The sequence below is a fragment of the Paenibacillus sp. Y859 genome (assembly GCF_056786405.1).
On record NZ_JBXCIZ010000014.1, the window covers coordinates 1 to 25,857 of the forward strand.

Here is a 25,857-nt window from a genome sequence, read left to right on the forward strand (position 1 = left end):
TGGAATGAATCTGCTAAGTTCTCGACCGATTTTTGAAGGGAAATACTATCTACTTCTTTAAGAAAAGAATAGTGTTTTTTTAATTCACGGACAGCTTTGACAGACTCATATTTATTGAAGAAGGTACCCTTCCAGTTGTTGGATGGTAGTTGACCATTCTGTTTCATTTCTTCAACGATGTACCAATAGGCATCTTTTTCTTTCTGTTTGGCAAGGAAAAAGTTGAAGACGAACCTTGAACAACCGATGGTCTTATGTATGAGTACTGCTTGTTTTCTGTTTGGATAGATACGAAATTTGTATGCTTTATGTACTAACATCAGTCATACCTCCATCATATCGAGAACGTTTGTTCTATTATATCATACGAAGGAAGTATTTGGCTATCGCCAACCGAAATTCATCTCCCACCTACTCATTGAGCTTCGCCCTTCACATTCATTGAGGTGGAAGTCTTCTTTCGGAAAATGATAAATATTAGGAGGGATTTCCGTGCATACGATCTGGAAAGGTGCGATCAGTATATTCGGCTACTGAAGAAAAGGTCGTGAACGAAAACGAGGCCGAGTTCCCCTTTATCCTGTTCCCCGTTTTCGTCAAGGCATTAAGCCTTGACTGGCTGGATAGGCGCAGCGGCCTGAATTACGAGCAATTCTGTACTTGCACCTTCACTTTATAGGAAAAAGGTGAAGATGCTACTAATTACGGTATCCTGCATATATCAATGATTGTTGCGGATTATTTCTGTTTTCATAGATTATAGAGCTTTAATGCTTCCAGCCTTGTTGCTCGCTCAAACGCTTTATGTAAAAATTCTTTAGCCGATAAATCCTCATAATCCCAATTCATGGCCTCTATTGCAGTCGCGCCTGAATAATCCGTTTCCACAATTTTTTTCATGGTTGTAGACCAATCAATCGTACCGTCAAAGGGTAACCCGTGTTCGCCATGACTTCCGTTATTATCATGTAAATGTACTGCCATCAACCGAGAACCGTACTTGGATAATAAATCATTGCCTGGATAGTGGCGGTAGTGATGTCCACAGTCGTAACAGAATCCGATACGCTGGGAATCCACTTGCTCCAGCACATATGCCAAATTGGTAAGGTTCCATAAATTCTCCAGTGCAACATTGACACCAAGCTGTTCAGCTTTTTCAGTGATTCTCTTGATTCTATCCAGTCCCAATGTGTTATATGGATTGTTTTCGTTGGGCAAGTGCACCACCATTGTCGGGATCTCAAATTCGGCGCAATCTGCAACACATTGCAAATAGCAATCAGTTACGGTTTCACCGTCCAGATTGTCAAGCCAAAGGTCGTTTTCGTTTTGGACTGGTGTGTGGATATTTTCTATAAAAAGACCCGCTTCTCGCGCAATTTGCGGTCCGTTGCGGTAATCGTTCCGACCCAAGCAGTCACGACCAAAGCCATCACTCCACCATAATAAAACGCCATCAAATCCAGCTTCTTTTATTAACTGATAACGTTCTTTAATCGGCAATTCATAGCCAAACCAATCATAAATAGTAAGCATAAGCCTCTTCCTTTCTGAATTTTCCCGTTATAGCTTTTGTATAATTCATAGACTTCACCCTAGAAAAGTCTACTAATAACATTTTATACTTATATTGCGGATAAAATCAATTAGATTTCTTAAGCAATCATGCTTACAGGCCGAGGAGCTTCCCCCTCACTACAACCGGCTCTACTTTCTACGTATATTACATAGGCGGTAACATTCTAGCTAGCATAATACCATGCTGAAGTTTTAACTTGTTTATACTGTACACTATTTTAAAAGGTCACAATCACTTTTCCCTGGGAGTGACCCGTCGAGACCTTAACTAACGCCTTATTAATGTCATCCAATGTATACGTTGAATCTATAGAGGGCTTAATATTTTCCTTTTCAATAAGTTTAGTGATTTCCTGTAATTGACTTCCATTGGCTTGCACGAATAAAAAACGATATTCATTTAGATTCTTACGTGCTAATGAATCTAAGCGAGCACCCACTAAACCAAACAATGCTTTTTTCCACATCGGAAAATGATTGTCAACCGCAAAGCGATAATTAGGTCCAGCTTTCAATGACACCAATTTCCCTTGTGGTGTTAAAATACCCAGTTCAGCTTTAATCTCTTTGGTACCTAAGGTGTCGATCACATAATCGATATCGGATAGTATGTCGGCATAGTTCTCTGTCTTATAATTAATGAATTGATCAGCCCCGATGGACAGTGTACGTGATCTGCCTCTTTCACTGCCACTTGTAATTACATATAACCCCATTGATTTGGCAATGGGGATTGCCATAGCACCGAAACCGCCGGTTCCTCCGGGAATGAATAGTTTTTTATTCGGCTGGGCATCGAGTACGACGTGTAACGCTTGATAAGCAGTCAAGGCAGTAAGGGGCACCGCAGCAGCTTCAATGAAAGTTAAATTTTCAGGAATGATAGATAAGGCATCTTCATTCACGGCCGCATATTCAGCAAAAGCACCGATTTTAGCAAGTGGTAACCTCGTATATACAGGGTCACCAACCTTAAAATTCAAAACATCATCACCAACAGCTTCAATAACACCACATAGTTCATTTCCTAAAGTTAATGGCAACTCATAGTCGGCAATCAATCGAACGCTGCCATTCAAATTAAGTATATCGAGTGGATTTACACCGGCAGCTTTTACTTTTACAAGGACTTCGTGGCTATTAATCTCTGGTATTTTAACATCATTCAGTTCCACTTGGATTTTTTTTGAATACTTCTGTATTTGTGCTGCTCTCATGTTTCATCCTCTTTCTTTGTTAATTTTGGGGCTTTTAAAACATTGAGTATTTGTAGATAAAGCATGGCGCACAACTTTTCCGTTGTACGCCATGCTTTAGTGTCTCTATTACTACCTTATTGGGATTCTAATTCTACCATTGTGGGATAATCCGTATAACCTTTACTTCCCAGATCATAGATTGTTGTGGGATCTGCTTCATTCAATGGCGCACCTTTTTGAAGTCGTTCCACTAAATCTGGATTAGCTAATGACCATACACCAACAGGCACCAGATCAGCAAGGCCATTATCAATATCCACGCTGAGATCCTCCAGAGATCGCCCAGCACGATTGACTAACAAAGGATTCGTCCAGATTGAGCGAATGTCTTGGAGCAGTTCTTCGTTTCCAAGATGCATGATATGGAGGTAAGCTAAATCCAATTTAGCTAATTCTTTTACAAGATAACGATAAAGTTCAGGACCTTGTTCACCATCTTGTATCCCACCAAGTGGTGTCCCTGGCGAGATCCGGAAACCTGTTCTTTCTGCTCCAATTTCTTCGACGATGGCTTTCGTTACTTCAATCGCGAAGCGAGTACGATTTTCTATAGATCCCCCATATTCGTCCGTCCGTGTATTCGAATTTTCTCCGATAAATTGATTAATCAGATAACCATTTGCTCCGTGAATTTCAACGCCATCCGCACCTGCTTTAATAGCCGCAGCTGCTGCTTTTCGGAAGTCGGCAATGGTCGTCTGAATATCCTCTTTACTTAACTCACGCGGAACGGGGATGGCCTGCTTACCTTTAGCGGTAAACATTTCTTCACCTGGCGCGATTGCAGATGGTGCAACAGGTTGACGATGATGTGGTGTATTGTCTGGGTGCGACATGCGACCGGCATGCATTAATTGGATATACATATATCCACCTGCTTCATTCACTGCATTGGTAACCTTTTTCCATTCTTCAATATGCTTATCCGTATATATTCCAGGTGACAATAAGTACCCTTGACCATCATCAGAAGGTTGTGTACCTTCTGTAATAATGAGTCCCATTGACGCTCGTTGAGCATAGTAAAGGGCTGTTAATTCTCCCGGTGTACCATCTTCATTCGATCTACTACGTGTCATTGGTGCCATTGCTAAACGATGAGGTAATTCCAAATTCCCAATTTTTGTTTTGCTCCATAATTTATCCATTTTTAACACTCCTCTTTAAAATTCGTTAACATTTTGTATTAGGACATATGTGGATATATCGCAGATACTCCACCGGCAAGAATACTTTGGATATGTCTACTCGTGTCATCCGCAACAATTTCAAAGCTGTCGGATTCTATACCGTCAATAGCAATTTTTGCGATGTCCGCAGGGTTGGACTTGGGAACTTCTAAGCCAGACATCATGTCTGTTTCCATAAAGCCCACGTGTAATCCAGACACTCGCACATTTTGAGGATACAGATTTATTCGCAGGTCGTTCGTCAATGCCCACTCCGCTGCCTTTGCAGCCGTATAAGCGCCGGCAGTTCCTGAACTAACCCAAGATAATGCAGAAAGAATATTCAGAATCGTGCCACCGTTGTTATTTGCTAGAATCGGTGCAAAAGTTCGAACCATTAAAAGTGTGCCAAAGAAATGCGTATTAAACTCCAACTGTATTTGGTCAAGATCACCGTCAAGCAAAGAAGCGCCTGTAGACGATCCTGCATTGTTGATTAAAAGTGTAATATCCTTAGCAACCTTAGAGGCTGCAGCTACCTCTTGAGGGTTCGTAATATCAAGCTTTACAGGTATTACACCGGGAATATCAATGGACTCTGGATTTCTTGCTCCGGCATAAACCTTAGCCCCTCTGGATAGAAGTTCAAGCGTCAGAGCTCGGCCAAAGCCTCTGTTCGCACCGGTGACAAATGCGATTTGTTTAGAAATTTCCATTTTTAGGTATCTCCTTTTGTTATTTGGTATGGGTACAACAAATTCCTTAAAGTATTGGGCGGAGGGAAATCCAAGCATATGGGAATGATCATTCTAGAATAAATATAAGAATGATCCCTTCATGAAGAGAAGTTTGTAGACTCACCATATGAGAACGATCATTCTAAAAACGATATAAGGAATGTTATCCTCTTAGGAGTAAGCTTCACAACACAGCGTATACTTACACCTATAAGAACAATCATTCTAACGATATTCAACTATTTAGTTAAAAGTTTGATGGATATATTAGCTGTACGGTGTAGTTTTTCTTTGGCAATGGAGGTTCTTGTCATTACCCTCAATCCAACACATACGGCATGCATATGCTCTGCCAGCTCTGCGGCATCGTAAGCTGAGGTGAATTCTCCATTCCGCTGCCCCCACAGAATAATATCCATAAACATTTGCTCTGATAGTGTAAACGATTCAGTGGATCTGGAATCTACTTCGGCATCGCGCATTGCCAATTCCACCGCCGAATTCACCATTAAACAACCAGAAGGTGAGTCTTCTTCACCATATATCATGGAATTAATAATCAACTGAAGAGCTTCCTCGGCAGTCTCGGAGCTTTTAATTACTCCTGTAAGTTCCGTATTGATTTTAGCACGAAAACGATCCATTGCTTTAAGAAAGAGCATATGTTTGTCGCCAAACGTGTCATACAAGCTTCTACGATGGATCCCCATATGCTCCACCAGATCAGTCAAGGATGTCTTCTCATAACCTTGTTCCCAAAAGAGCTTCATCGCCTTATCCAGTACGATGCTCTCATCGAATTCTTTGCTTCTTGCCATTCCAATTCCCTCCTGCCATTGTCAATATAACATATTGAGAACGATCAGTAAAGAATAAATAAATCATAATGCTCATTCAAATATTCTCCCGGTAAATATACATCATTTGAATCCATGATAAGCTAGATTCAAGGTAGACTTCTGACTCTTTCCTCGTGAAACAACTTTTTGTATATAACAGTTTACTTGGAGTTCTCCCCCAAGCCGTGAAAATCTTCTATATACTCAACCTCTGTTGAAGTATAACTGCTAGATCTTCAGCCGTTTCCCAAACAATTGAACGGATATCTTTTATTTGTACAAAAAGCTTATCGGCATCTCTACTGTTCACAGTCCATATCACCGGGATGTTCATTCCGAGAGCATATCCCGCCGTAAAATACACTTCAGGGGATTGTCCGGTTAAATCCGCGATAATCAGTTTACTGTCAGCAATAAGCTCTAAGGAATACTTTTCGCGATTATGAGTATTACTATGTGTAAGTAAGCGCGGTTGATAACCGCATTGCTCGATTTTAGGCAATAGCTTGTCCAGCCAGACTGTGCGCAAATCCTCCTCATCTGAGATGAGAACGAAGCATGGCTTCAATTTTTTTCTTCCGGTGCTTGCGGCGGCTTCACGCCATCCCTTTTCCGTTAGTTTAAAGGTCATACCTTCCCTGATGAGCAGTTGCTCGTTACTCAGTTTATCAATGATATATACCAGCTCTTGCAGATTGAGAGAATACGTCAGGTTATAACTTCTGGAGAGTGGTTTAATAACAACCGGTTCCCCAGAGCCTTCGGAATGTCTGTACAAATATTGCAGTAGACGGTTTCCCTTATCTTCAATGGTCATAGGAATGTTCGGAGAATTTGTAATAGATTCCAAATCGTCAGCCGATAGGGTGACCTTTTCATCACAATCTGTCAGCTCCCGAATATAAGCCGATACTAAATGAAACATGTTACGTTTCTTTTGGTGCGGGAACGAATGAATAGGTTCGTAGCTGTCTCTCAGTAGGCAATAGAACCCTTCGGGTGAACAGGAACAGCCTATATATCTATCGTAATCGCCTTCCGATTGAATGGAGACAATCTCATCGCAGAACAAACAAGCTTTCTTAATCATGACAACTCATCACCTCTTAATCAATTGATATCCACTACCTTAACAATATTTTTTTGAAAAGTAGACAAGAAGATATTTCCTTAAGTAAGGAACATATGTCATTCCAGACGAGGGAATTGATTTTTTCGTTACCTAACGACAATGATAATATTTAAGCAGATAACATATAGAATTTGCAATACCGTTGATTAGTTAAACGGAATATTTTGCGATGCTGTTACATTTCGTTTGCTTAGAGACCATATAACGATTGGAATAAGTAACAGTGCAAGTCCACCCCCAGCAAGTGAAAGGGTTGCATAACTTGAATATGATACAACCATACCGGACAGTGCTCCACCTGAGGCCCCAGCAAGTGCAATTAACACATCGATGGTACCTTGAGTTTTTGCACGAGTTGTTGGATCAGTTGCATCTACAATGATTGCGGTACCGCTGATTAAGCCGAAATTCCAACCGATTCCCAGTAAAGAAAGAGCGACGATGAGTACCAGCATCGAATCTGGAGGAGCTATTGCCGCCACAATACCTGCAAGTAATAGAACCACTCCAGAAGTAATTGACATGGCAGTACGACCAAACTTATCTACTAAAACGCCAGTTATAAGTGAGGGTAAATACATCGAACCTATATGGATGCCGATAACTAGTCCGATGTCTCCTAGGCTATGACCATGATGTTTCATATGTATCGGCGTCATTGTCATAATCGCGACCATGACGATTTGAGTCAATACCATTACTGCTGCCCCTACAACCAGTCCACTGTTGTTATTAATAGACGTTTTCTTATTGTCGACTGCCGGTGCACGATGTACGTTATCTTTGGCTAGCTCTCTGGCGACAAGCAATGGATCGGGACGGAGAAATATTAATAAAACTAACCCCGCCAAGATGAAAGCTAAGGCAGCTAAAAGAAACGGGCCAGTAAGTGCTGGAAAACCAATTGCTGTGGCAAATCGGCCAGTAACTTCCACTGTATTTGGACCCGCAACTGCGCCGAATGTAGTCGAAACCATCGCAATACTAATTGCTTTGGCTCGTTGGTTCGGCATTGCCAAGTCTGTTCCTGCATATCGCGATTGCAAGTTCGCTGCCGTCCCTGCTCCATAGATAAGCAACGATACGAACAAAAGCGCTACACTATTCACTTGTGCGGCCGCTATGACGCCGATCGCTCCAAGTCCTCCGGTTATAAATCCTCCGGCAAGTCCCAACCGGCGCCCATGTCGTTGTGACAGTCGTCCTATCAGTAAAGAAGCTACAGCAGAACCAAGAGTAAGCAATGCGGTAGGAATACCTGCATAGCTTTCTGAGCCTAACATATCCTGCGCAAGCAGCGCTCCTACCGTAACCCCGGCTGCAAGTCCTGCACCTCCAAAAATTTGTGAAAGGACAATGATGAGTAAGGATCTTTTATATAGCTTCCGTTGCATATCTGTGGAATCGACGTATGTACGATTACTACTGTTTGTTGTACTCTGGGGTTCATGCGTCATCGCTTAGAACCACCTTTCTAGTTATTGTTAATATCTTACTATGTACGTTATTAGATCATTATAACAGCTTATCTACATGGGGGAAGAATTACAAAAGTGAAATACTTTCCGCTGAAGTTTCGGAGAGTGGATCTTAGTTGAACAAAACACAAAGCTGCCTCTTAGATGCTGATGAGGCAGCATTGTTATTAAGCCTTCTGCCATTTTACAGATTCAATCGAATCTTACGGTTATAAGCTACGTTAACCATTTCAGAAGATATCAACATGATACTAAAAAGGATGAGCAGAATAATAGGTACCATAAACATTCCAAATTGGCTTGCTATAATGCCCATACATAATGGAATTAGTGTTGAACCCGTATAAGCGCTTGCCATCTCAAGCCCAATGACACTTGAGGAAGCTTTTTCGCCAAAACGTTCTGGAGTTGAATGAACAATACTTGGATAGATGGGTGCTCCGCCCAAACCCACAATTAATAGGGCTCCCGCAGAAACCCAGTACGGAACTGGCAAAACAAGAATCAAAAGTCCAAAACAGCCAACGATTCCACCATATCTTATCAGGTTTTTACTAGATACGTTAGTCGAAAGAAATCCTGAGATCATTCGTCCAATGATGATTCCAATAAAGAATAAGGAAGAAAAAGCTGCTGCTGTCCCAGGAGAAACCCCTTTATTTCCTATAAAAAAGGATGCCATCCATAAACCAGCGGCTGTTTCCGAACCATTGTAACAGAGCATGGTAACCATGGACATCTTAACGCCTGGGATTCTTAAAGCCTCCCTGTTGCTGATCAGTTTCTTTTCGTCGCTTCCTTCTTGCATTCTCCCCTTCTCGAAGATCTTCCATAAAGACAACGACGCCAATAAGATCACCGCTATAGTAAGCATAATTAAACCTACTGTAACGTAACCTGCACGCCAATTGTTATCTTTGTTCAGCCAAAATGACATTGCCATTGGACCCGTAACCGCTCCAACTCCCCAAAAACAATGCAACCAACTCATATGCTTGGCTTTGAAATGCAGAGCTACATAGTTGCTCAATGCAGCATCCACGGAACCTGCACCTACGCCCAAAGGAATAGCTAGCAGAATTAAAAATATGAAATCTTCTGAAATAGAGAATCCAAACAAAGCAATCGTCGTAGAGAGTATACTGAACAATGTTACCTTTCCCGTGCCGTATCTGTGCAATAATCTGCTAGCAAATAAACTCGATATCACCGTACAGAATGAGACGATTAACGATATGTAACCTGCCATTTCTGCTGTGGCACCAATATCATGTTGCATAATGGGCCAAGCGCTTCCTAGCAAAGCGTCTGGCAATCCTAGACCTACAAATGCGAGATAAATAATTAGTAGTAGTAACGTAACCATCTTGCTTCTCTCCTCAATTTATGTAACTTTATTACATTATTTATGTCATCTATTGGAATTCACTTCTGATTCCAACTTAGAATTGAAACACAAATATAATAATATTGATATTTTATTGTAGAATCTTGCTATATTTTGATTGAATACTACACTATTATGATATTCTTGATTAAATAAAGTATGGGGTCTTGGGCGAGGATAGATTGCTACTTTCATTCTTTGATGAAATGGATCGGTACCGGTAAACTTGAGATACGATCATGAGGCTGCAGCGACTAACTAGCTGCAGCCAATGGTTGTCTACTCACGAGAATATGTTCCAATATCTCGTTCCTCATATTCAAAGGGTTCTTCACATGAGTAAATTTCATGAAAAAATCCCATATACGGAATATCGTCTTCAAAACATTTTATGCGATATGACAGCTCCTCATCGCACTCTAGCGCTTCATCATTGTTCCGCATAACCTCGAATGCGTCTACTATATTTTCTAGGAGAGTTACTTGGATAAATAATGGTAATTTATCCAACATTGAATTTTCGATCCTGGTCTCGGAACTGTATCCCTCGACTACTGTTTTAAAATAATCATCCATAAACTTTTTACGTTTACCGGCGTCTTGTTCAAATTGTATCCAGCCCACTCCATGTGTCCAGAGATTTGCCAGGTCATACATATACCAACAGAAACATGAATTATCGAAATCAAAAACAGTTATTTGTCCTGTATCAAAATCTATCATATAATTCCCATCGCTATAATCAAAATGGACCATACCGAAAGACTCACGATTCCCGCCCAATCCTTCTACAGTTTTAAGGAGCTCTACCATCTTCTCCTTCAGCAGAGATAACGAGTCGGGTATCAATTTGTCGATATATTCGGCATTGTATTTATCAAAAAAACTATACCTACAATGAACAGGAGTATATCCCTTCGATATTTGGTGCATTTTCCCCAGAACTTTACCACAGTTATAATAGTATTCAGTAATAGGAACGCCTTCCCGATACCGATAATGATTATCCACGAGCATTTTTCCCTTGGCCTTTTCAAATAGGCAGACAAAAAAGGTGTGATCATGATGAGTTATTTCTTCCAGCAGATTCCCCTTCTGGGAGTTGACCACATTCGAAACACTGCCGCCATGCTCGAATAAATACCTGATATATTCAACTTCGCCCAGGAAATCTTCCCGGCTCCTGTCTTTTAAGAAGGCAATTCTGATTATTTTTGCACCGATGCCCTCCTTCTCGCAGGTATAAGCGACATTCCGCCCTCCATCATGTGCCTTGATAAGCTTGATTTCATAGCCTTCCAACTCGTACAACTCCGATATTAATGGAAGTAAATGTGCCTCACCGATTTTAACAACCTCGTTATAAAACATAGCATCTCTCCTTTAGCTCTACTGTATTTATAATAACATTTGTTCCATACTGGTTGGATTTAACCCTTACCCCAAGTGGCTGAGACATCAAGAATGAAAATATATGTATAGTTTACCAGCTTCTACTGATAAAAATCGATGGTGAAAATAATTATAATTGAACTATCCTAATTTTAGAGATGGCCGTTATTGTTTACGTAAGCACAGTCAGCGGTTTATTAACTTGTATTTATTTGATGATAGTCTTTCGTTGGATTTCATTAAAAAAAACGCTGCTAGCAGCGTTCCAAGATGAATCTTGTTGTCTGGTTGTAGAAATTGAATCGGTACTAAAACATTGTTTATCATGGATTACTTTGAACTGTAGATAATGAAACGAGGACCGGACCGGCAAAATCCGAAGCTTCCTCGCCTTTTGGATTGTGCAGACGGAACAGGAAAGCGTCACCCGTTTCTGACTTCCACACGATATAATCGTTAATCCCTTCACCACTTGAGACTTGAAGATAGATCTCGGCAGAACCCAGTGGATGCTCGACAAGCTCACCACTAAAATCGGATACTTCGCCGAATTTTTCCAATTCCTCTTTTCCTGCAGTTTCAAGCTGCGTTAGATCATAATTTGCAGGAAGCGATTCGATTTCGACATCGTATTCCGAATTACTGCTAAGAAACAGACGTCCTTTGTCAGCGTCGAAAGCAAACTTTTCAAATACGTATAAGGAGAAGCCCTGACCTTGATGCAATGTAGCCCTATGTGATTGGTTACCCTCACCCGTCATCAAATCAAAACTTTCGACCTGGAGACGCGTCACTTCGGGAGCTTTCTCGTTCTCAGATGCAGGAGCAGTGACCGCTTCATTAACAGGTGTTGAAGTTTCAGGGCTGGTGGAAGGTTCAGTTGCTCCTGAACATGCGGTAAGCGATAGAATCATTACGAAAATTGAGATTTTTATGATAGCAGAATACTTTTGATACACGTTTGAACACGCCTTTCTATTGTTAGTCAATATATAAATATGATTTTTCTAATTTATGATTGTATTTATCAAAAAATTGATTCTTTTGAAGTTAATAAGCAAGGGATTTCGCAAAAAGATTGTTGCCGTTACCTTGTTGAAATAATAGTTATTATTACGCGATGCAAGTTATGGAATCTGCGAGTTAAGCAGAGAAAAATGGGTCAGCACCTTAGTGGGATCGAACCGCTGACCCATGCCCCTTACTTCCATACATTTTAGACACACGGTTATATTAACAATTATAGAGGCGATGAAGCAGGTGTTTCAATTGTTGTATGCCTTCGCATTGGGTAGTTATGATGGCTTCGAGAATAGGTTTTAGCCCTGGACAAATATTGAACTGAAGTGCGTTATTTGACATTCGTACCGCACCCTCATGATGAGGAATCATCTCTCGCACAAAATTAGGATTCACCCCATTAGTTACAGGAGCTGATCCCATTTCAAAAAACATCGTTTGCGCTATTTTCTCGAATCTTCTCATATATTTACATAGCTCGTAATCTTGATTCGTCAGCATTCTGCATTTAGACTGGATGGCTTGCATATTAGAGATACTTTTAGTTTGGGCTGAAATAATATTTGTAGCGATACACTGAACTTCAAGATTTGTTGTGTACTTTAGTATATTCTTAGACATCTCAATGGCTGCTAAATGATGAGGGATCATCTGCTGAATAAAGTTATCTGAGATACTATGCGTAAGCTGTACACTAGTCATCCTTCTAATCATAGTGTTGAGGATGTTGCAGTAGGTATTCAGATAAGCTTGCGTCACATTACTTAGTTTGCAGTTTCTATCCATAAGGTTTTTAGCTCCTTTTTGGATAGTATATGTGAGGTGTTATGGGTATGACCCTAAGACTATTTGAGCTTTCGTTCATCTTCTTGCATGTTTAACCACCGTCGTAGTAAATGAGGTCATATCACTTGTCGCGAAGCAATCCTTTAACACCTTACGTATTTGCGTTTGAAACCAAATTGCCCTTTATCTACTGCCTTTTGTATATTTTCGGAAGCAAGTAGAACCTTGCTTTTTGTCTTGTCCCGTTGGACTTCAACTGGACCTACTTCCTTGGCGGTCTCGATAGCCTTATCATGGAGAGGCAAATAGGATACTCCCACGGTGTAAAGAAAATTATTCATAGCGTATTTTGTTCGTTCTGGAGAATCGTGAATCGTATTTTGTACAATTTCAAGCATATTGGCAAGTTTGCTTTCAGAAAATTCACCATCCGGTCGATTACCCAAAAGCCAGCAGTAACAACTCCAGCCCGCTGACATCTTCAGTTCTTCGCCGCTTGCGATCCATTGATCGGCAACTTCTTGTGCAATATCTGTTTCTGCCAAAGTTACCGCCACGACATAATCGGAAAGCATATAAAAATAAGCCGAATCTATCCATCGCTCAAAATCAGCTTCAGTCATTGCTTTTGGGTCTGCAATTACGCCAGCAAAGTACATGGCGTCATAATTCCCCGTGCTGTAAAGTTGCTCAGCCAGAGATTGGTCTTTTTTAATTTTCTTGGCAATGGGCTTCATTTGACCTGCAGCCACACCAAAAAGCGGTTCGTGCGCACCATTGGATACGTATATTTTCTTTGTTCGTTCCTTGCTAAGAGCTTCAAGCTCCTGCATAACTATTTCGAAATTCATTGTTAACACTTCCTTATTTGTTGAAGGTTCTCATCCATCTTATCATAACCACATACTGGAGAGCGATCGTATACACGAATCACAATATCCTGATCATGATTACCGAATCCAGCTCCAAAGATCGTCAATCCACCAACGTTTACGGAATTCTCATTAACCGCGAAACGAAGCGTCCAGAATTTTTCCCTTAGCTTGATATCCTCAAGGGTCACGTCCGACATGTATTCTCCATCCATAAATGTCCCTAAGGCATCAATACGGATCGTTTTCAACAATCCGTATTGATTCACATTTCGATGCCACCATTCCGGCGTATATTTACCTCGTGCCGCTCTTCCGAAGTCTGCTGGGCTTGTCCAGTTTCCAAGCGAAACACCGTTTAATGTGAATTGGATATCTGAAGGCCAATGATCTCTCAATCCTGGCGCTTCAGAAGCAAGTTCCATCGAAATTTCGATCGCCTCTGGAATTTGATCAGGAAACAGATAGTTAGGAGTTTTGTACTCTACATAGCCCTTTCCAAACCACAAAATGGCGGCGTGAACCCGCTCGGGATCGAGAAAATAGCGAGGATCGTCCCAAATCCCGATTTCTTTTTCTCGAGTGCCTAGTCCGCATGTAGGATGGACTTCAAAAGCGGTATAATGACCGACAGAAATCGTCTGCTCTCTTATCCTTGTGGTTAGGCTGTTGGATGGTAATTCGATCTCAATGTTCTTTTGTTTAAGGAAGCACATTTTATGAGTTCCTCCATTTAGACGTACCCTGCGACTCCCAATTAACTCAGCTTGTTCGAGTTTTCGTATGTGCATGGTGACGATGGAGGGGCTAAGTTCTAGCATTGCCGCAATATCCTTCACATTCATTTCGTTATCGGCAATGAGGTTCATAATTCTCCATCTAACATCGCTTGCCAGAGCTTCATATAAAGCCATGAATTTCGGTTCCCCGTTCGCTTTTAACATAAACATAATCTCCTAACTCATAGTTATTGAATTCATATATATATTATTTTAAACCCGTAGCGATTAAAGTATTCAATGGTTGTCTCCGCAAGCACAATCTCATCATCCACAATTAAACAATCATAGTCCATACAAGCTCTCCGGTAGGAAACAGAATGAGAAGCAATTCTCCATTAATCAATGAATACCGTTTAGTTTATTAACATAATAAATTTCGACACCTTGACCCCATATCCTTCCGTGAGCACTTCAAGAAGTGAAGTTTCATTTAGTTGTGTTGGACCCATATTATAGAAATATATTTGCTAGGCTATATAATAATTACTGTACAATCTATAGTTCTTCTAGTGAAACATTTATTTACTAAACCATATAATTAAACTTGGGAGGAACAATATTCCAATTAAAGTGTAAGCGCTTCAATAGCCTTTAAACATTTAGGGAGGTTCAATGAATGAAAAGAAGGTCAAGACAGATTATAGTTGCTATTCTGGCAACGGCACTGCTCATACCACAAATATGGACAGCACCATCAGCTCAGGCGTCTGTTGGGAATGCAGTAATCACCAACAATTTTGACACAGGTATGGATGATTGGTTTAAGAGGGGCGACGGGTCAACTACTCATACAACCGAAGATGCTCATAGCAGCCCTGGGAGTCTAATCACAACCGGCAGAACTGATTTTTGGCATGGACCGGGCACTTATGTAAACGCTCTCACAAAAGAAGCGACATATGAATTCTCAGTTTTCGTGAAACTGTTAGCAACAGAACCAGCACCGGCTACAATTCAGCTAACGGTAAACCAAGAAGGCTTAGTTGGTGATAATAATCCACTGTCATATGTAAGCGTTGACTCTAAGGAAGTATCAAACACAAGTTGGGTCGAACTTAAAGGGAACTTCACTTTAGACAAGAATGCCACAGGCTACCAGGTGTATGTTCAATCCACTGACAGCAAAACGGTATCTTATTACGTTGATACCTTTACGGCTAAACCGGTTACTGAAGATGTAACTCCTTTTGTACCTACTGAAATCAAATTATTTGATTTCGAGGATGGGACTGTCCAAGATTGGGGGACAAGAGGAGCAGGGAGCCCATCTGTAACTAATATAACTTATGAAGGAACAGGCGCCCTCCTGTACACAGGTCGCACTGATACATGGAATGGACCCGTAAGAAACATGAGCGGGGTTATGGAAAAAGGCGCGAAATACGAAGTGTCTGCCTGGGTGAAATTGGTGTCTGGCGAACTGGAAAGCCAATTGAAAATCTCTGGATTAGAGACAGTTGCAGATAAAGAAGGATACCCGGGCATCTCAGATCCTGTGGCGGTAACTGACTCCACTTGGGTTCAGTTGAAGGGGAACTATATTCCAACTGAAACAGCAACAGCTTACTCAATCTATATCGAAAGCACAGATAGTGTAGATGTTGAATTTATCGTTGATAATGTACGTATCTTCATGCTTGAACCGGCTCCAGAAATTGTAGAAGAACCAAGCAATCTTGACCAAACGGGCGTAGAAGTAGACTTCGAAGACGGTCTTGAAGGCTTTGTTGCTCGAGACGGTAATGGAACAGTCAGTTTATCTACGGCTGATAACCATACTGACGGTGGTTATCAAAGCTTAATAATGACCGCTCCTTCTCAATATAACGGTGCATTATTAGATGTCCTTGGGAAGATGCACAAAAACCATCAATATGAATTATCTGCTTGGGTCAAGATGGCTCCAGGACAAGCTGCAACCACACTACGAATCAGTGTGCAATCAGGTGCTAGTACATTTGCCAACGTCTCGCCTAATGTATCTGTAACTGATGGTGAGTGGTTTGAGCTTAAAGGCACCTACACAGCAACGAACACTCCTACCGTTCTAAACGCATATGTTGAACTTGCTGATGTTAATGGCGAACCAAGAACCTTCTATGTAGATGACTTTAAGTTGTCTCATTTGGGTTCAGTCGCTGGTCCATCACCTGCTGATTTGGACCTAGTTCAGCTTAAAGAGGTTTATAAACGCTACTTTGAAATTGGAGCAGCCGTAGAACCATCACAATTCGAAGGTGAGAACAAGAACCTTTTACTTCACCATTACAATTCCATCGTAGCTGAAAACTCTATGAAGCCAGATTCGATCAGCAAAAATAATGATCCTAGCACATGGACTTTCGAAAGTGCCGATGAGATTGTCAATTTCGCAAGCGAAAATGAACTGACACTTCGTTTCCATACTCTCTTGTGGCATTCACAAGGCGCAGATTGGATATTGAAGGATGCACAAGGTAATTGGTTAGCAGCTAATGAGACGAACAAGGCCCTTGTCTTGCAACGTCTAAAAGATTATCTCGAGATTGTTGTACCTAAGTATGCAGGTGTTGCCAATGCTTATGACGTCGTAAATGAGGTTATCGATGAAGGTCGTCCGGACGGCATGCGTGATAGCCAGTGGTATATTATTACTGGTGATGAATTTATCCGTACCGCATTCACCCACACTCGTCATATCCTAGATAATTTAACAACCTACGATATAGGTGCTACACAAGCTGAAGTTGATAATGCAAAGAATGCAAAACTCTACATTAACGACTACAGCACACACAATCCTAAGAAGCGTGACTTCTTGTTTGAGTTGGTAACTAAACTAAAAGCTGCTGAAGTTCCGATTGACGGTGTTGGTCATCAAACCCACATCAATATTACCGGTCCTTCGATTGAACAAATCTCGGACTCGATCCGTATGTTCGGCGAAGCCGGTTTTGACAACCAGCTCACTGAGCTTGACGTATCCATATACACAAACAACACGGATTCATATGCAAGCAGTGAAGCTATTCCTGCTGAGGTTCTTAACAAACAAGGCTGGCGTTATAACGAACTATTCGAAGCTCTGAAGGCTTTGGATAATGAAGGTCGATCTGATGCGAATCCAGAGGGATGGATTAGTAACGTAACAGTGTGGGGTCTTGCCGATAACCATACATGGTTGGATAATCGTCCGATCACAAGAAAAGACGCGCCGTTCCCGTTTGATAACAAGCTTCAAGCCAAACCAGCATACTGGGGAATGGTAGATTCCACTCAATTGCAGATTTCACCTAAAGAAGGCTCAGCGTATCAAGGTGCTGCATCAGAGTCTGCTTGGAAAATAGTCCCTTCCACAACTGCTGCAATCGGCACATTAAGCGCTGATTTCAAGACATTGTGGGATACTACCAATTTATACGTAAGAGTCGCTATAAAGGATAGCTCCATCGCAATCGATGATAAGGTTGAACTATTCGTAGTTGAAGGTGGCGTAAGTAAAAAATACCAAGTTGTTCGTAATAGTGCTCATAATGTTAAAGAGGTAAGTGACGGCTATATTGTTGACGTTACTATTCCACTTAGTGAAGCTAACAGCTTGGGACGCCAGTTACTGTTCGACCTCCGCGTATCCGATAGCGGAGTGAACGATGGTTCTGAGCAAGGTGCTAACGGAATAATCGCATCTTGGAGTGATCCTAGGAACGCTCAAGAAACAGATGCGCTTGGATACGGCACACTTGAATTTGTTGAGGCTCCTAAATCCGCGACATCACAGTATGGTAAGCCTGTTCTTGACGGTGAATTAGACAATGTCTGGAGCACTGCTACTGAGCTTGAAACGGGTATAGCAACGGAAGGAACAAACGGCTCTTCCGCTAAATTCCGCACCTTGTGGGATGAAGAAAATCTATATATTTATGGAGTTGTCACCGACAGATTGCTGAGTGATCAAAGTCCAGATGCTTATCAACAAGATTCTGTTGAGATCTTCGTTGATCAGAACAATGGAAAAACAGCTACTTATCAGAACGATGATGGCCAATATCGCATCAACTTCAATAACGTTCGTTCTGTCGGAGGACATGCTGATGAGAGTAACTTCACATCCGTAACAAAAACTGTTTATGACAGTGGGAACAACCCTACTGGATATGTTGTAGAAGTAGCAATTGCACTTGATACTATTGATCCAATCAACGGACATCTTCTCGGTTTCGAATTCCAAGTAAACAATGACGAAGATGGTATCGGAGGCCGTGACACTGTTAAGAACTGGGCAGATGCTTCTGGGCAATCCTATCAAAACACTTCTAAGCTTGGAGTGCTTGAGTTGATTGGTAAACCTACAGCTCCATCTAACCCGTCTAACCCACCTAGCAACCCTGGTCCTGGTCCTGCTCCTGGCCCTACTCCTACACCGGAGCAAAAGCCTGTGATCGCGGTAAATGCAGATGGTACAGTTACAATCAATCTTCCAGTTAAAAATGAAAATGGTCGTACAACAGTCACAATTACTAATGCTGCAGCTGTAGAAGCTCTTGGCAAAGCAAAAGCAAACGCAAGCGGCAAAAAAACAATCATAATCGAAATTCCAGCTCAGGTAGGCTCAACTTCATACGATCTGCAGTTACCTACTGAGATCCTACAGAGTAAAGAATCATATGTCATTGTAATGAAGACAGGTAATGCAACAATTGAGATTCCAAGCAACATGTTGTCCAATATGAAGGGGAATGCTGAGCAAGTATCTATCCGTGTAGCCAAGGCTTCTACAGATAACTTGGATACAGCTACTCGCGAACGAATCGGTAACCGTCCGGTACTGGATTTGAACGTGATAGTTGGTGACAAAGTCATCGCTTGGAACAACCCGAATGCACCTGTAACGATCTCTGTTCCTTATACACCGACAGCGGATGAGCTTAGTAATCCGGATTCAATCGTGGTTTGGTACATCGATGGCAATGGCAAAGTGACATCGATCCCGAACGGCCGTTATAATGCCGCAGCCAGATCGGTTGTATTCAAAACGAAACACTTCAGTATGTATGCTGTAGCCTCCGTCGTCAAAACCTTCGGAGACCTGGAGAACGCGCTATGGGCTAAACAAGCAATTGACGCAATGGCAGCACGCGATGTCATCCAAGGAACATCCACTGACAACTACTCTCCTCAAGCTTCCATCAAGAGAGCAGACTTCATCGCTCTCCTTGTAAGAGCGCTTGAATTGCAAGGGACAGACAATAATGACGCCATGTTCAGTGATGTCAGTCAAACCGCTTATTATTATAATGAGCTGGTCATCGCGAAGGAACTGGAAATCGCCTCTGGCTTTAGCGACAACACGTTTAAGCCAGACAGCAACATTTCTCGTCAAGATATGATGGTGCTGACGACACGCGCGCTTGCAGCAGCCGACAAGCAGCTCGAAGCTAGCGGAACTTTAGACGCTTTTCCTGACGCGAAGAGCATTTCCGATTATGCGAAAGACAGCGTTGCTCGTTTGGTAAACTACGGGGTTGTGAACGGCAAGAACGGCAAGATTGCGCCGAACGATTCACTCACCCGCGCTGAAGCGGCAGTCATCCTGTACCAAATCTGGAAGCTGTAATCACAGCTAAGAAATTCTATGTTTAGATAGAACAAAAACTATTCCTAGCAGATTTCAGCTAGGAATAGTTTTTGTTCTTATGTCGTAGACCACATTTAATCTTCCACAGTATCTGAATGACCCAAGCCTACAACTTTTGCCTACTCAATCGTTCTCCCATTTAAGAAATCACTCATTAACTCATTTGAAATTTGTAAGGCTTCCATCCTATCTGTTGCAGGCGCGGCAATCAAAACTCCTTTTCCTCCTGACCAAGCACTACGCCTTGGGTCATTTGCGCAACCGCAGGAAGGTCAATGGTCAGATGGCAGATATCGATGTGATTCTCCTCCAAAGTAGCGCGTCCGAATCCAATTTGTAGTCGATGGTAAACTCACCCGGTGAGATTGCGAACTCCTGCTCTTTCACCGAATGTGCCGTCAGGCTGTTAAAGCTTGTACCGGTCACAGCCACAGGTCCTTCAGCCGTTCCTTTTAGGGTTGCTGTGATTCTGACCGACCGGGCGGACAGATCCGGATCAAGTCGAATACTGCTCAAATACGATTCGCCGTAAAACTGAAGCTCGATTCGGCCGGTAATACCGTTCCAGTTAGTCTGGGTATCCGGAGAAGTTAAATGACCGCCTTTGGTCGGATAATCGGTATTGTCGACCCGGACGGTGATCGTCTGAATACCTGCCCTTCAAACAGGTATTCATCCGTCAGGGCGCTGACTAGAATATTCTCGTTCTTCGGTCCCTTACGGGCATGCGATGTCGTGCCCGGCAATGTAATGACATCCGAAAAAGGCAACTGCCTTCCCTGTTTCCCCGTTAACTTCTCTCTAAGCATATCAGTTTCCTGCTCAATCTGGTCTTTCTTTTCGGCATTCTATTCACCCCCTCACTTTAACCTTTTAGGATAATAATCGCAAAAAAAGGCGATTTTCTCTTCACAATTCGAAGAATAAGTCGCCTTTTCTACTTACTAATATTTTTGATATTACTGAACGTCCTTGCCTGTGAAGAGCGATACTCTTGCTTTGACTAATTCGGTATATTCACTTTCCATTTTTTCTGCTCCAGCTTTGTTCAACTCATCAATAAAAGCATCATAAATTCCATCAAAATCAGCTGGTTTGGACATTATTGCTTCTGGAATCCGTTTGCGGATAATATCTTGTGTTTTCTGAAAAATAACTTGATAGTCTCCCTCTGTTGGAACCTGCATATTGTATAATGCTCCCCACTCTTTGACAGGAAATTCATCTTCGCTAGGAAACAAGTCTTTCCAGGTTGTCGCATCATAAGCTGCTAAAGTTTCTTTCTCGACATCAGAGTAACTGGCTATAATTTGTTCTGGGAAGTTGGTTGTATAATAGTTATCCGTAGAATCTTTAACGCCATCTCCATAGTGGGCTCCAAAGATGGAATACAGACCGATACCGGTTTCTTTCGTGAAATTCGATGCATCGTTTACTTTTTGATTAAGAATATCGTCAGGTATTACACGATTCCCATTCTCAACATGATATTGTTTGCCTTCAATTCCCCAGTTGCTCAGCACTTGGCCTTCTTCAGAGGCTAACCAGTCAAGGAACTTGATCGCACGGATTGGATCTTTAGCAGCGGTTGTAATGCTGATGCCATACCCGTCTACGCCGACAGACTGCAAAGAGTGATCTTTATACTGTTCATTTAATGTCACTGGGAAGTGGCCGTAAGTATACTCGTCTTTGCCTTCTGCTTTCAAGGCATTTTCAGCGTCCTGATATTCCCATTCCACAGAGGAGAGACCCAGTACACGTCCACTAGCAATTTTAGATTTATACTGATCTTCTTTTTGGACAAAAGAATCTTTGTCAAGCAGTCCTGTATTAAACATGTGATTTAACCAGCGGAAGTAATCTTTTTCTTCCGGACGTTTTAAGTGAAGCATAGCTTCATAAGTATCCGGGTTTACATAGTACTCTCCGTCATTTGTCCCGCCCGTTGTCACATCAGCCTGATTGGTTACGGTAATCATGATCTTCCAATCATCCGCGTTTATTAAAAATGGAATGGTAGGTAGCCCGTTCGTTGTCGGATGTTTGCTCACATATTCTTTGAGTACGTTTTCAAAATCTTGCACCGTTCTAATTTCTGGATACCCCAACTCTTTTAATACCCGAAGCTGGACCTCAAAACCGTTGGTAACATCAAAGTTCTGTTGATCTACACCAATGTTGGTCGGAATAGAGTAGATTGCTTGATCATCCAAGCTATATTTCATTCGATTCATATTATTACTCATCACTTTTTTAATATTGGGAGCGTGTTGTTCGATAAGATCTGTCAGATCAAGTATCGCTTCGGCATCAACTAGTTTGTTTAGCTCGCCTTTGCCATATACCATATCTGGGTAATCGCCGCTAGCCGCCATCAAAGCGATTTTGGTTTGTCCACCACCGCTGCCTACATCATATTCCGCATTTATAGTAACACCTGTTTTTGCAGTAATTTCTTTACCAACATCATCCTGCATATTGTTCCAGCTAGGACTGGCATCTGCACCAAAAAAGGAAAACGTAATCGGACTTAAATCTTCTGCGCTGCTTTTAGGTACGTTACTCGCAGAATTATTTCCCACATTGCTACAACCTGCCGAAATAAGGAACGCACTCGTTAAAAAGAGCATCCCAATTTTTTTGGATAAGCTTTTCTTCATCTCATCTTTTCCCCCTAATAATAACTAGAATATGACTTGCGTACTAAACAACGAAGAACATCACAATCATTTATCGTTTCCCTGATTCCCTTTCATTTTATCTATTAATTTGGTAGATAACCTTGATTTTCAGGTCATTAAATAGCATGATATAGACATAGTATAACGTTTTGGAAGGTGGGAATCGATTGAGTAATGTATATTTGAACTGGTTTACGAGGGATGAGGATTTCCCCTTTTTCATTCAATATGGAGGGCATGAGGAGGACATTTCTTTTCATACACATGTAGACTTTTCTGAACTGGTCATTGTGCTTAATGGACATGCAACCCATATCGTCAATAACGAAGAATCATTTATTAAAAAAGGGAATGTTTTTGTCATTAATGGCGGAACTCCACATGCTTATAAGTCCCCATATGAATTCAAAATTTGCAATATTATGTACAAACCTGAAATGCTCAATTCTGCTGGTTCAGATCTACGGACGTTGAATGGTTTTCAGGCTCTTTTTATTTTGGAACCGTTTTATCGCAGTATTAACCCTTATAAAAGTAAACTTAACATGTCGATCATAAGCCTAGAGTATGTCTCATCCCTCATTTCATATATGATTAAAGAATACGAAGAGAAAATTCACGGTTATAAAACGATGCTAGCTTCCCGGTTTATGGAGCTTATCGTTTATTTATCAAGACAATATGACTATCAGGAGAAAGGGGCAGATAGCAGTCTGATGCACCTAGCAAATGCGATTTCTTTCATTGAGGATCACTATCTTGATCAAGTAACACTGGATGAAATCGCGGCCAAATCAGATATATCCGTTAGACATTTGAACCGAATATTCCGAGCATACTATCTGACAACGCCGATAGCTTATCTTCAACGTCTTCGTTTAGAACGTGCCTGCACGTTGTTAAATCAAAGTAATCTTTCAATTACGGAAATCTCATATGAGTGCGGATTTAACGACAGCAATTATTTCACTCGCCAATTCAAAAAAACGTATGACATGTCTCCTAAATCATATAGATCTAAAAAGTAAATACGTTAATCTCCTACTCCTCATAAAAAAAGCAGCTGGCTCTAATGAGCCGCTGCAGCAATCGCTTTAAATATGTTGTTATTTCTCCATTAATTCTAGTGGCTCATAATCGAACCAATCAAAACAAGCAGGGGTGGATTGTCCCGTTTCAGTGGTTGCATACATGGCGACAAATACCCCTGTAAAACCTCCTGCCATTTCTGTACTAAGAAAATGAGTTTCTCCCCACCCCATTTCGATCGGTTCGATTTCTGGAGTGCGGATAGAAGCTATAATCTTATCGGGGAGAGCTTGAATTTGAAGTACAATAGGTCCCTCCGGACAATCACGGATTTCTTCTACTTTTAGAGAACCAACAGTTCGCCGAAAGACTATCATTTTACGTCCTTGTATAGACCTAACCGCAAGGTCATAATGGTGTTTTTGGTTCATAAATACGGTTAATCCTGCTTCTTCCCCATCATTCAGCGGTTCAAATTCCATCTTTGCTTCCATTTTGCATGTGAAGTGACTAAGACGTCTGCCCACAAAAGCGGGAGAACCGGTTTCATTTAAAGACGTTTGTTGTCCATGAAGTACTAGGTATCCTGGTCGTTCCTGCAATGACCAGCTGCTCTGAACCGGGTTTCTTAAAAAAGTCCAATCCAAGCCTAGCTTTGAATCGTCAAAGTTGTCTCTTATCGGCTTCACAGGCCACTGCACTTCGGGTAGATTCGGTGCCTCCATGACTGTATTGATATGCGTATTATTGCCGATTACCGGCCAACCATCAGATGTCCAGCTTACAGGAGCAAGATATACCTCTCTACCCAAATGATGAGCCATAGGATATGAGACCGGTCTAATTCCCAAGCAAACAGCCCACCAGCTCCCGTCCTGAGTCTCGATCAAATCTGCATGACCTGTTGCATGTATGCTACTTTCCATGCTTCTGTTCGAGAGAATAGGATTATTTGCATAAGATTCATAGGGTCCAAATGGATGTTTGCTTCTTGCGATGGTTTCCATATGTCCATATTCTGTGCCACCTTCAGCGATCATCAAATAGTAGTAACCGTTTGTTTTGTACACGTGAGGGGCTTCAGGATAAGCGCCGCCACTTCCTTTCCATAACAGACGGCTCTCCGTCAACATGGTGCCGGTTTCAATATCGATTTCACACTGATAAATACCATGACCCTGATCGCCGTTGCTTGAAGACTGAAAGTATACGCGTCCGTCATCATCAAATGTAAGCGATGGATCTATTCCGTCCTGTGCAACAAGGATCGGATTTGACCATGTTTCTGCTGGATTTTTCGTTTTAACAAAGAAATTCCCGACTCCGCTTACGTTCGTTGTCGCCATATAAAACCAGCCGTTATGATAACGGATTGTCGGTGCGAAAATCCCTCCTGAGCTCCATGAGTTAGCTAATGGTAACTGCTCCTCTGTTGTAAGACAATGACCGATCTGACGCCAGTTGACAAGATCTTTGCTATGGAAAATGGGAACTCCCGGAAAATATTCAAATGAACTTGTGACCAAATAATAATCGTCCCCAGCTCGGCAAATACTTGGGTCCGGATGAAAGCCCGATATTACGGGATTAGTATACTGCATTTAACTGCACTCCTGTCTATTTTAGCGTTCGACTACAAAAACATTAAATACACTCATGTTTAAAACCACATTCATTGTAATTCAAACCAAAATAGTAAACCTTCATTTTCAAGTCTCAAAAGTAGCATTATTTAGACATAGGATATCTTGAGGCGGTTGTCTGTTAAGAGTGCTTTGTGTCGGTTATGATTTATTCCTTAATGTATACACGAATTTTAATATCCTGATCATGATTACCGAATCCAGCTCCATAGAGCGTCAATGCGAATTGTCTTCAATAATCCGTATTGATTCACATTTCGATGCCACCATTCCGGCGTATATTTGCCGCGCGCCGCTCTTCCGAAGTCTGCTGGGCTTGTCCAGGTTCCAAGCGAAACACCGTTAAACGTGAAACTAATATCTGAAGGCCAGTAATCTCGGAGGCCTGGCGGTTGGGAGCTCGATTTCGACAGTTTTATGTTTAAGGAAACACATTTTGTGCGTCCCTCCATT

19 protein-coding genes are annotated in these 25,857 nt (G+C 41.7%); 2 read left to right on the plus strand and 17 right to left on the minus strand.

The genetic code is table 11. The annotated features are described in order from the left end of the window. From AC1TO8_RS20265 to AC1TO8_RS20330, 14 genes are all read right to left on the minus strand, one after another. Nucleotides 1–320 (minus strand): helix-turn-helix domain-containing protein (locus AC1TO8_RS20265; protein ID WP_482057437.1); only part of this gene is annotated, 320 nt, incomplete at its 3' end. Nucleotides 321–750: 430 nt separating this feature from the next. Then, nucleotides 751–1,539 (minus strand): sugar phosphate isomerase/epimerase family protein, encoded by a 789-nt coding sequence (locus AC1TO8_RS20270; protein WP_482057438.1) that lies wholly within the window; start codon nucleotides 1,537–1,539, stop codon nucleotides 751–753. Nucleotides 1,540–1,799: 260 nt separating this feature from the next. Further along, nucleotides 1,800–2,798 carry an NADP-dependent oxidoreductase gene (locus AC1TO8_RS20275; RefSeq protein WP_482057439.1) on the minus strand — a complete coding sequence of 333 codons (999 nt, stop codon included), beginning with the start codon at nucleotides 2,796–2,798 and terminating at the stop codon, nucleotides 1,800–1,802. A gap of 116 nt (nucleotides 2,799–2,914) precedes the next feature. After that, nucleotides 2,915–3,988, minus strand: coding sequence for an alkene reductase (locus tag AC1TO8_RS20280; protein ID WP_482057440.1), 1,074 nt, complete (start codon nucleotides 3,986–3,988; stop codon nucleotides 2,915–2,917). Nucleotides 3,989–4,026: 38 nt separating this feature from the next. Next, entirely contained in the window at nucleotides 4,027–4,725 is a 699-nt protein-coding gene (locus AC1TO8_RS20285) for an SDR family oxidoreductase (RefSeq protein WP_482057441.1), read from the minus strand. Between the two features lie 260 nt (nucleotides 4,726–4,985). Then, on the minus strand, nucleotides 4,986–5,564 hold the full coding sequence (locus AC1TO8_RS20290) for a TetR/AcrR family transcriptional regulator (RefSeq protein ID WP_482057442.1): 579 nt from the start codon (nucleotides 5,562–5,564) through the stop codon (nucleotides 4,986–4,988). A gap of 217 nt (nucleotides 5,565–5,781) precedes the next feature. Further along, the gene (locus AC1TO8_RS20295) at nucleotides 5,782–6,675 is read right to left on the minus strand and encodes a hypothetical protein (RefSeq protein WP_482057443.1); all 894 of its coding nucleotides are present in this window, start codon (nucleotides 6,673–6,675) and stop codon (nucleotides 5,782–5,784) included. Nucleotides 6,676–6,863: 188 nt separating this feature from the next. Then, the gene (locus AC1TO8_RS20300) at nucleotides 6,864–8,174 is read right to left on the minus strand and encodes an MFS transporter (protein WP_482057444.1); all 1,311 of its coding nucleotides are present in this window, start codon (nucleotides 8,172–8,174) and stop codon (nucleotides 6,864–6,866) included. Between the two features lie 205 nt (nucleotides 8,175–8,379). Continuing rightward, nucleotides 8,380–9,561, minus strand: coding sequence for an MFS transporter (locus AC1TO8_RS20305; RefSeq protein WP_482057445.1), 1,182 nt, complete (start codon nucleotides 9,559–9,561; stop codon nucleotides 8,380–8,382). Nucleotides 9,562–9,861: 300 nt separating this feature from the next. Continuing rightward, nucleotides 9,862–10,953, minus strand: coding sequence for a phosphotransferase enzyme family protein (locus AC1TO8_RS20310; RefSeq protein ID WP_482057446.1), 1,092 nt, complete (start codon nucleotides 10,951–10,953; stop codon nucleotides 9,862–9,864). Nucleotides 10,954–11,297: 344 nt separating this feature from the next. After that, on the minus strand, nucleotides 11,298–11,888 hold the full coding sequence (locus AC1TO8_RS20315) for a hypothetical protein (protein WP_482057447.1): 591 nt from the start codon (nucleotides 11,886–11,888) through the stop codon (nucleotides 11,298–11,300). 319 nt (nucleotides 11,889–12,207) lie between these two features. Continuing rightward, nucleotides 12,208–12,780: a DUF305 domain-containing protein gene (locus AC1TO8_RS20320; RefSeq protein ID WP_482057448.1), complete on the minus strand. Its 573-nt coding sequence runs from the start codon at nucleotides 12,778–12,780 to the stop codon at nucleotides 12,208–12,210. A gap of 143 nt (nucleotides 12,781–12,923) precedes the next feature. Continuing rightward, the gene (locus tag AC1TO8_RS20325) at nucleotides 12,924–13,631 is read right to left on the minus strand and encodes a DNA alkylation repair protein (RefSeq protein ID WP_482057449.1); all 708 of its coding nucleotides are present in this window, start codon (nucleotides 13,629–13,631) and stop codon (nucleotides 12,924–12,926) included. Nucleotides 13,632–13,633: 2 nt separating this feature from the next. Then, complete coding sequence (locus tag AC1TO8_RS20330; protein ID WP_482057450.1) at nucleotides 13,634–14,596, minus strand: ArsR/SmtB family transcription factor; 963 nt, start codon at nucleotides 14,594–14,596, stop codon at nucleotides 13,634–13,636. Nucleotides 14,597–15,050: 454 nt separating this feature from the next. On the opposite strand from AC1TO8_RS20330, the gene AC1TO8_RS20335 reads away from it, so the two are divergent. Next, on the plus strand, nucleotides 15,051–20,027 hold the full coding sequence (locus AC1TO8_RS20335) for an endo-1,4-beta-xylanase (protein ID WP_482057451.1): 4,977 nt from the start codon (nucleotides 15,051–15,053) through the stop codon (nucleotides 20,025–20,027). A 611-nt stretch (nucleotides 20,028–20,638) separates the two neighbouring features. Here AC1TO8_RS20335 and AC1TO8_RS20340 read toward each other — a convergent pair. Next, nucleotides 20,639–20,857, minus strand: coding sequence for a hypothetical protein (locus AC1TO8_RS20340; protein WP_482057452.1), 219 nt, complete (start codon nucleotides 20,855–20,857; stop codon nucleotides 20,639–20,641). A 150-nt stretch (nucleotides 20,858–21,007) separates the two neighbouring features. Continuing rightward, entirely contained in the window at nucleotides 21,008–22,711 is a 1,704-nt protein-coding gene (locus tag AC1TO8_RS20345; protein WP_482057453.1) for an ABC transporter substrate-binding protein, read from the minus strand. Between the two features lie 188 nt (nucleotides 22,712–22,899). Here AC1TO8_RS20345 and AC1TO8_RS20350 point away from each other — a divergent pair, with 188 nt between their 5' ends. After that, complete coding sequence (locus tag AC1TO8_RS20350; RefSeq protein WP_482057454.1) at nucleotides 22,900–23,760, plus strand: helix-turn-helix domain-containing protein; 861 nt, start codon at nucleotides 22,900–22,902, stop codon at nucleotides 23,758–23,760. 78 nt (nucleotides 23,761–23,838) lie between these two features. On the opposite strand, the gene AC1TO8_RS20355 is transcribed toward AC1TO8_RS20350, so the two are convergent. Next, the gene (locus tag AC1TO8_RS20355; RefSeq protein WP_482057455.1) at nucleotides 23,839–25,362 is read right to left on the minus strand and encodes a glycoside hydrolase family 43 protein; all 1,524 of its coding nucleotides are present in this window, start codon (nucleotides 25,360–25,362) and stop codon (nucleotides 23,839–23,841) included. Nucleotides 25,363–25,857 lie beyond the last annotated feature (495 nt).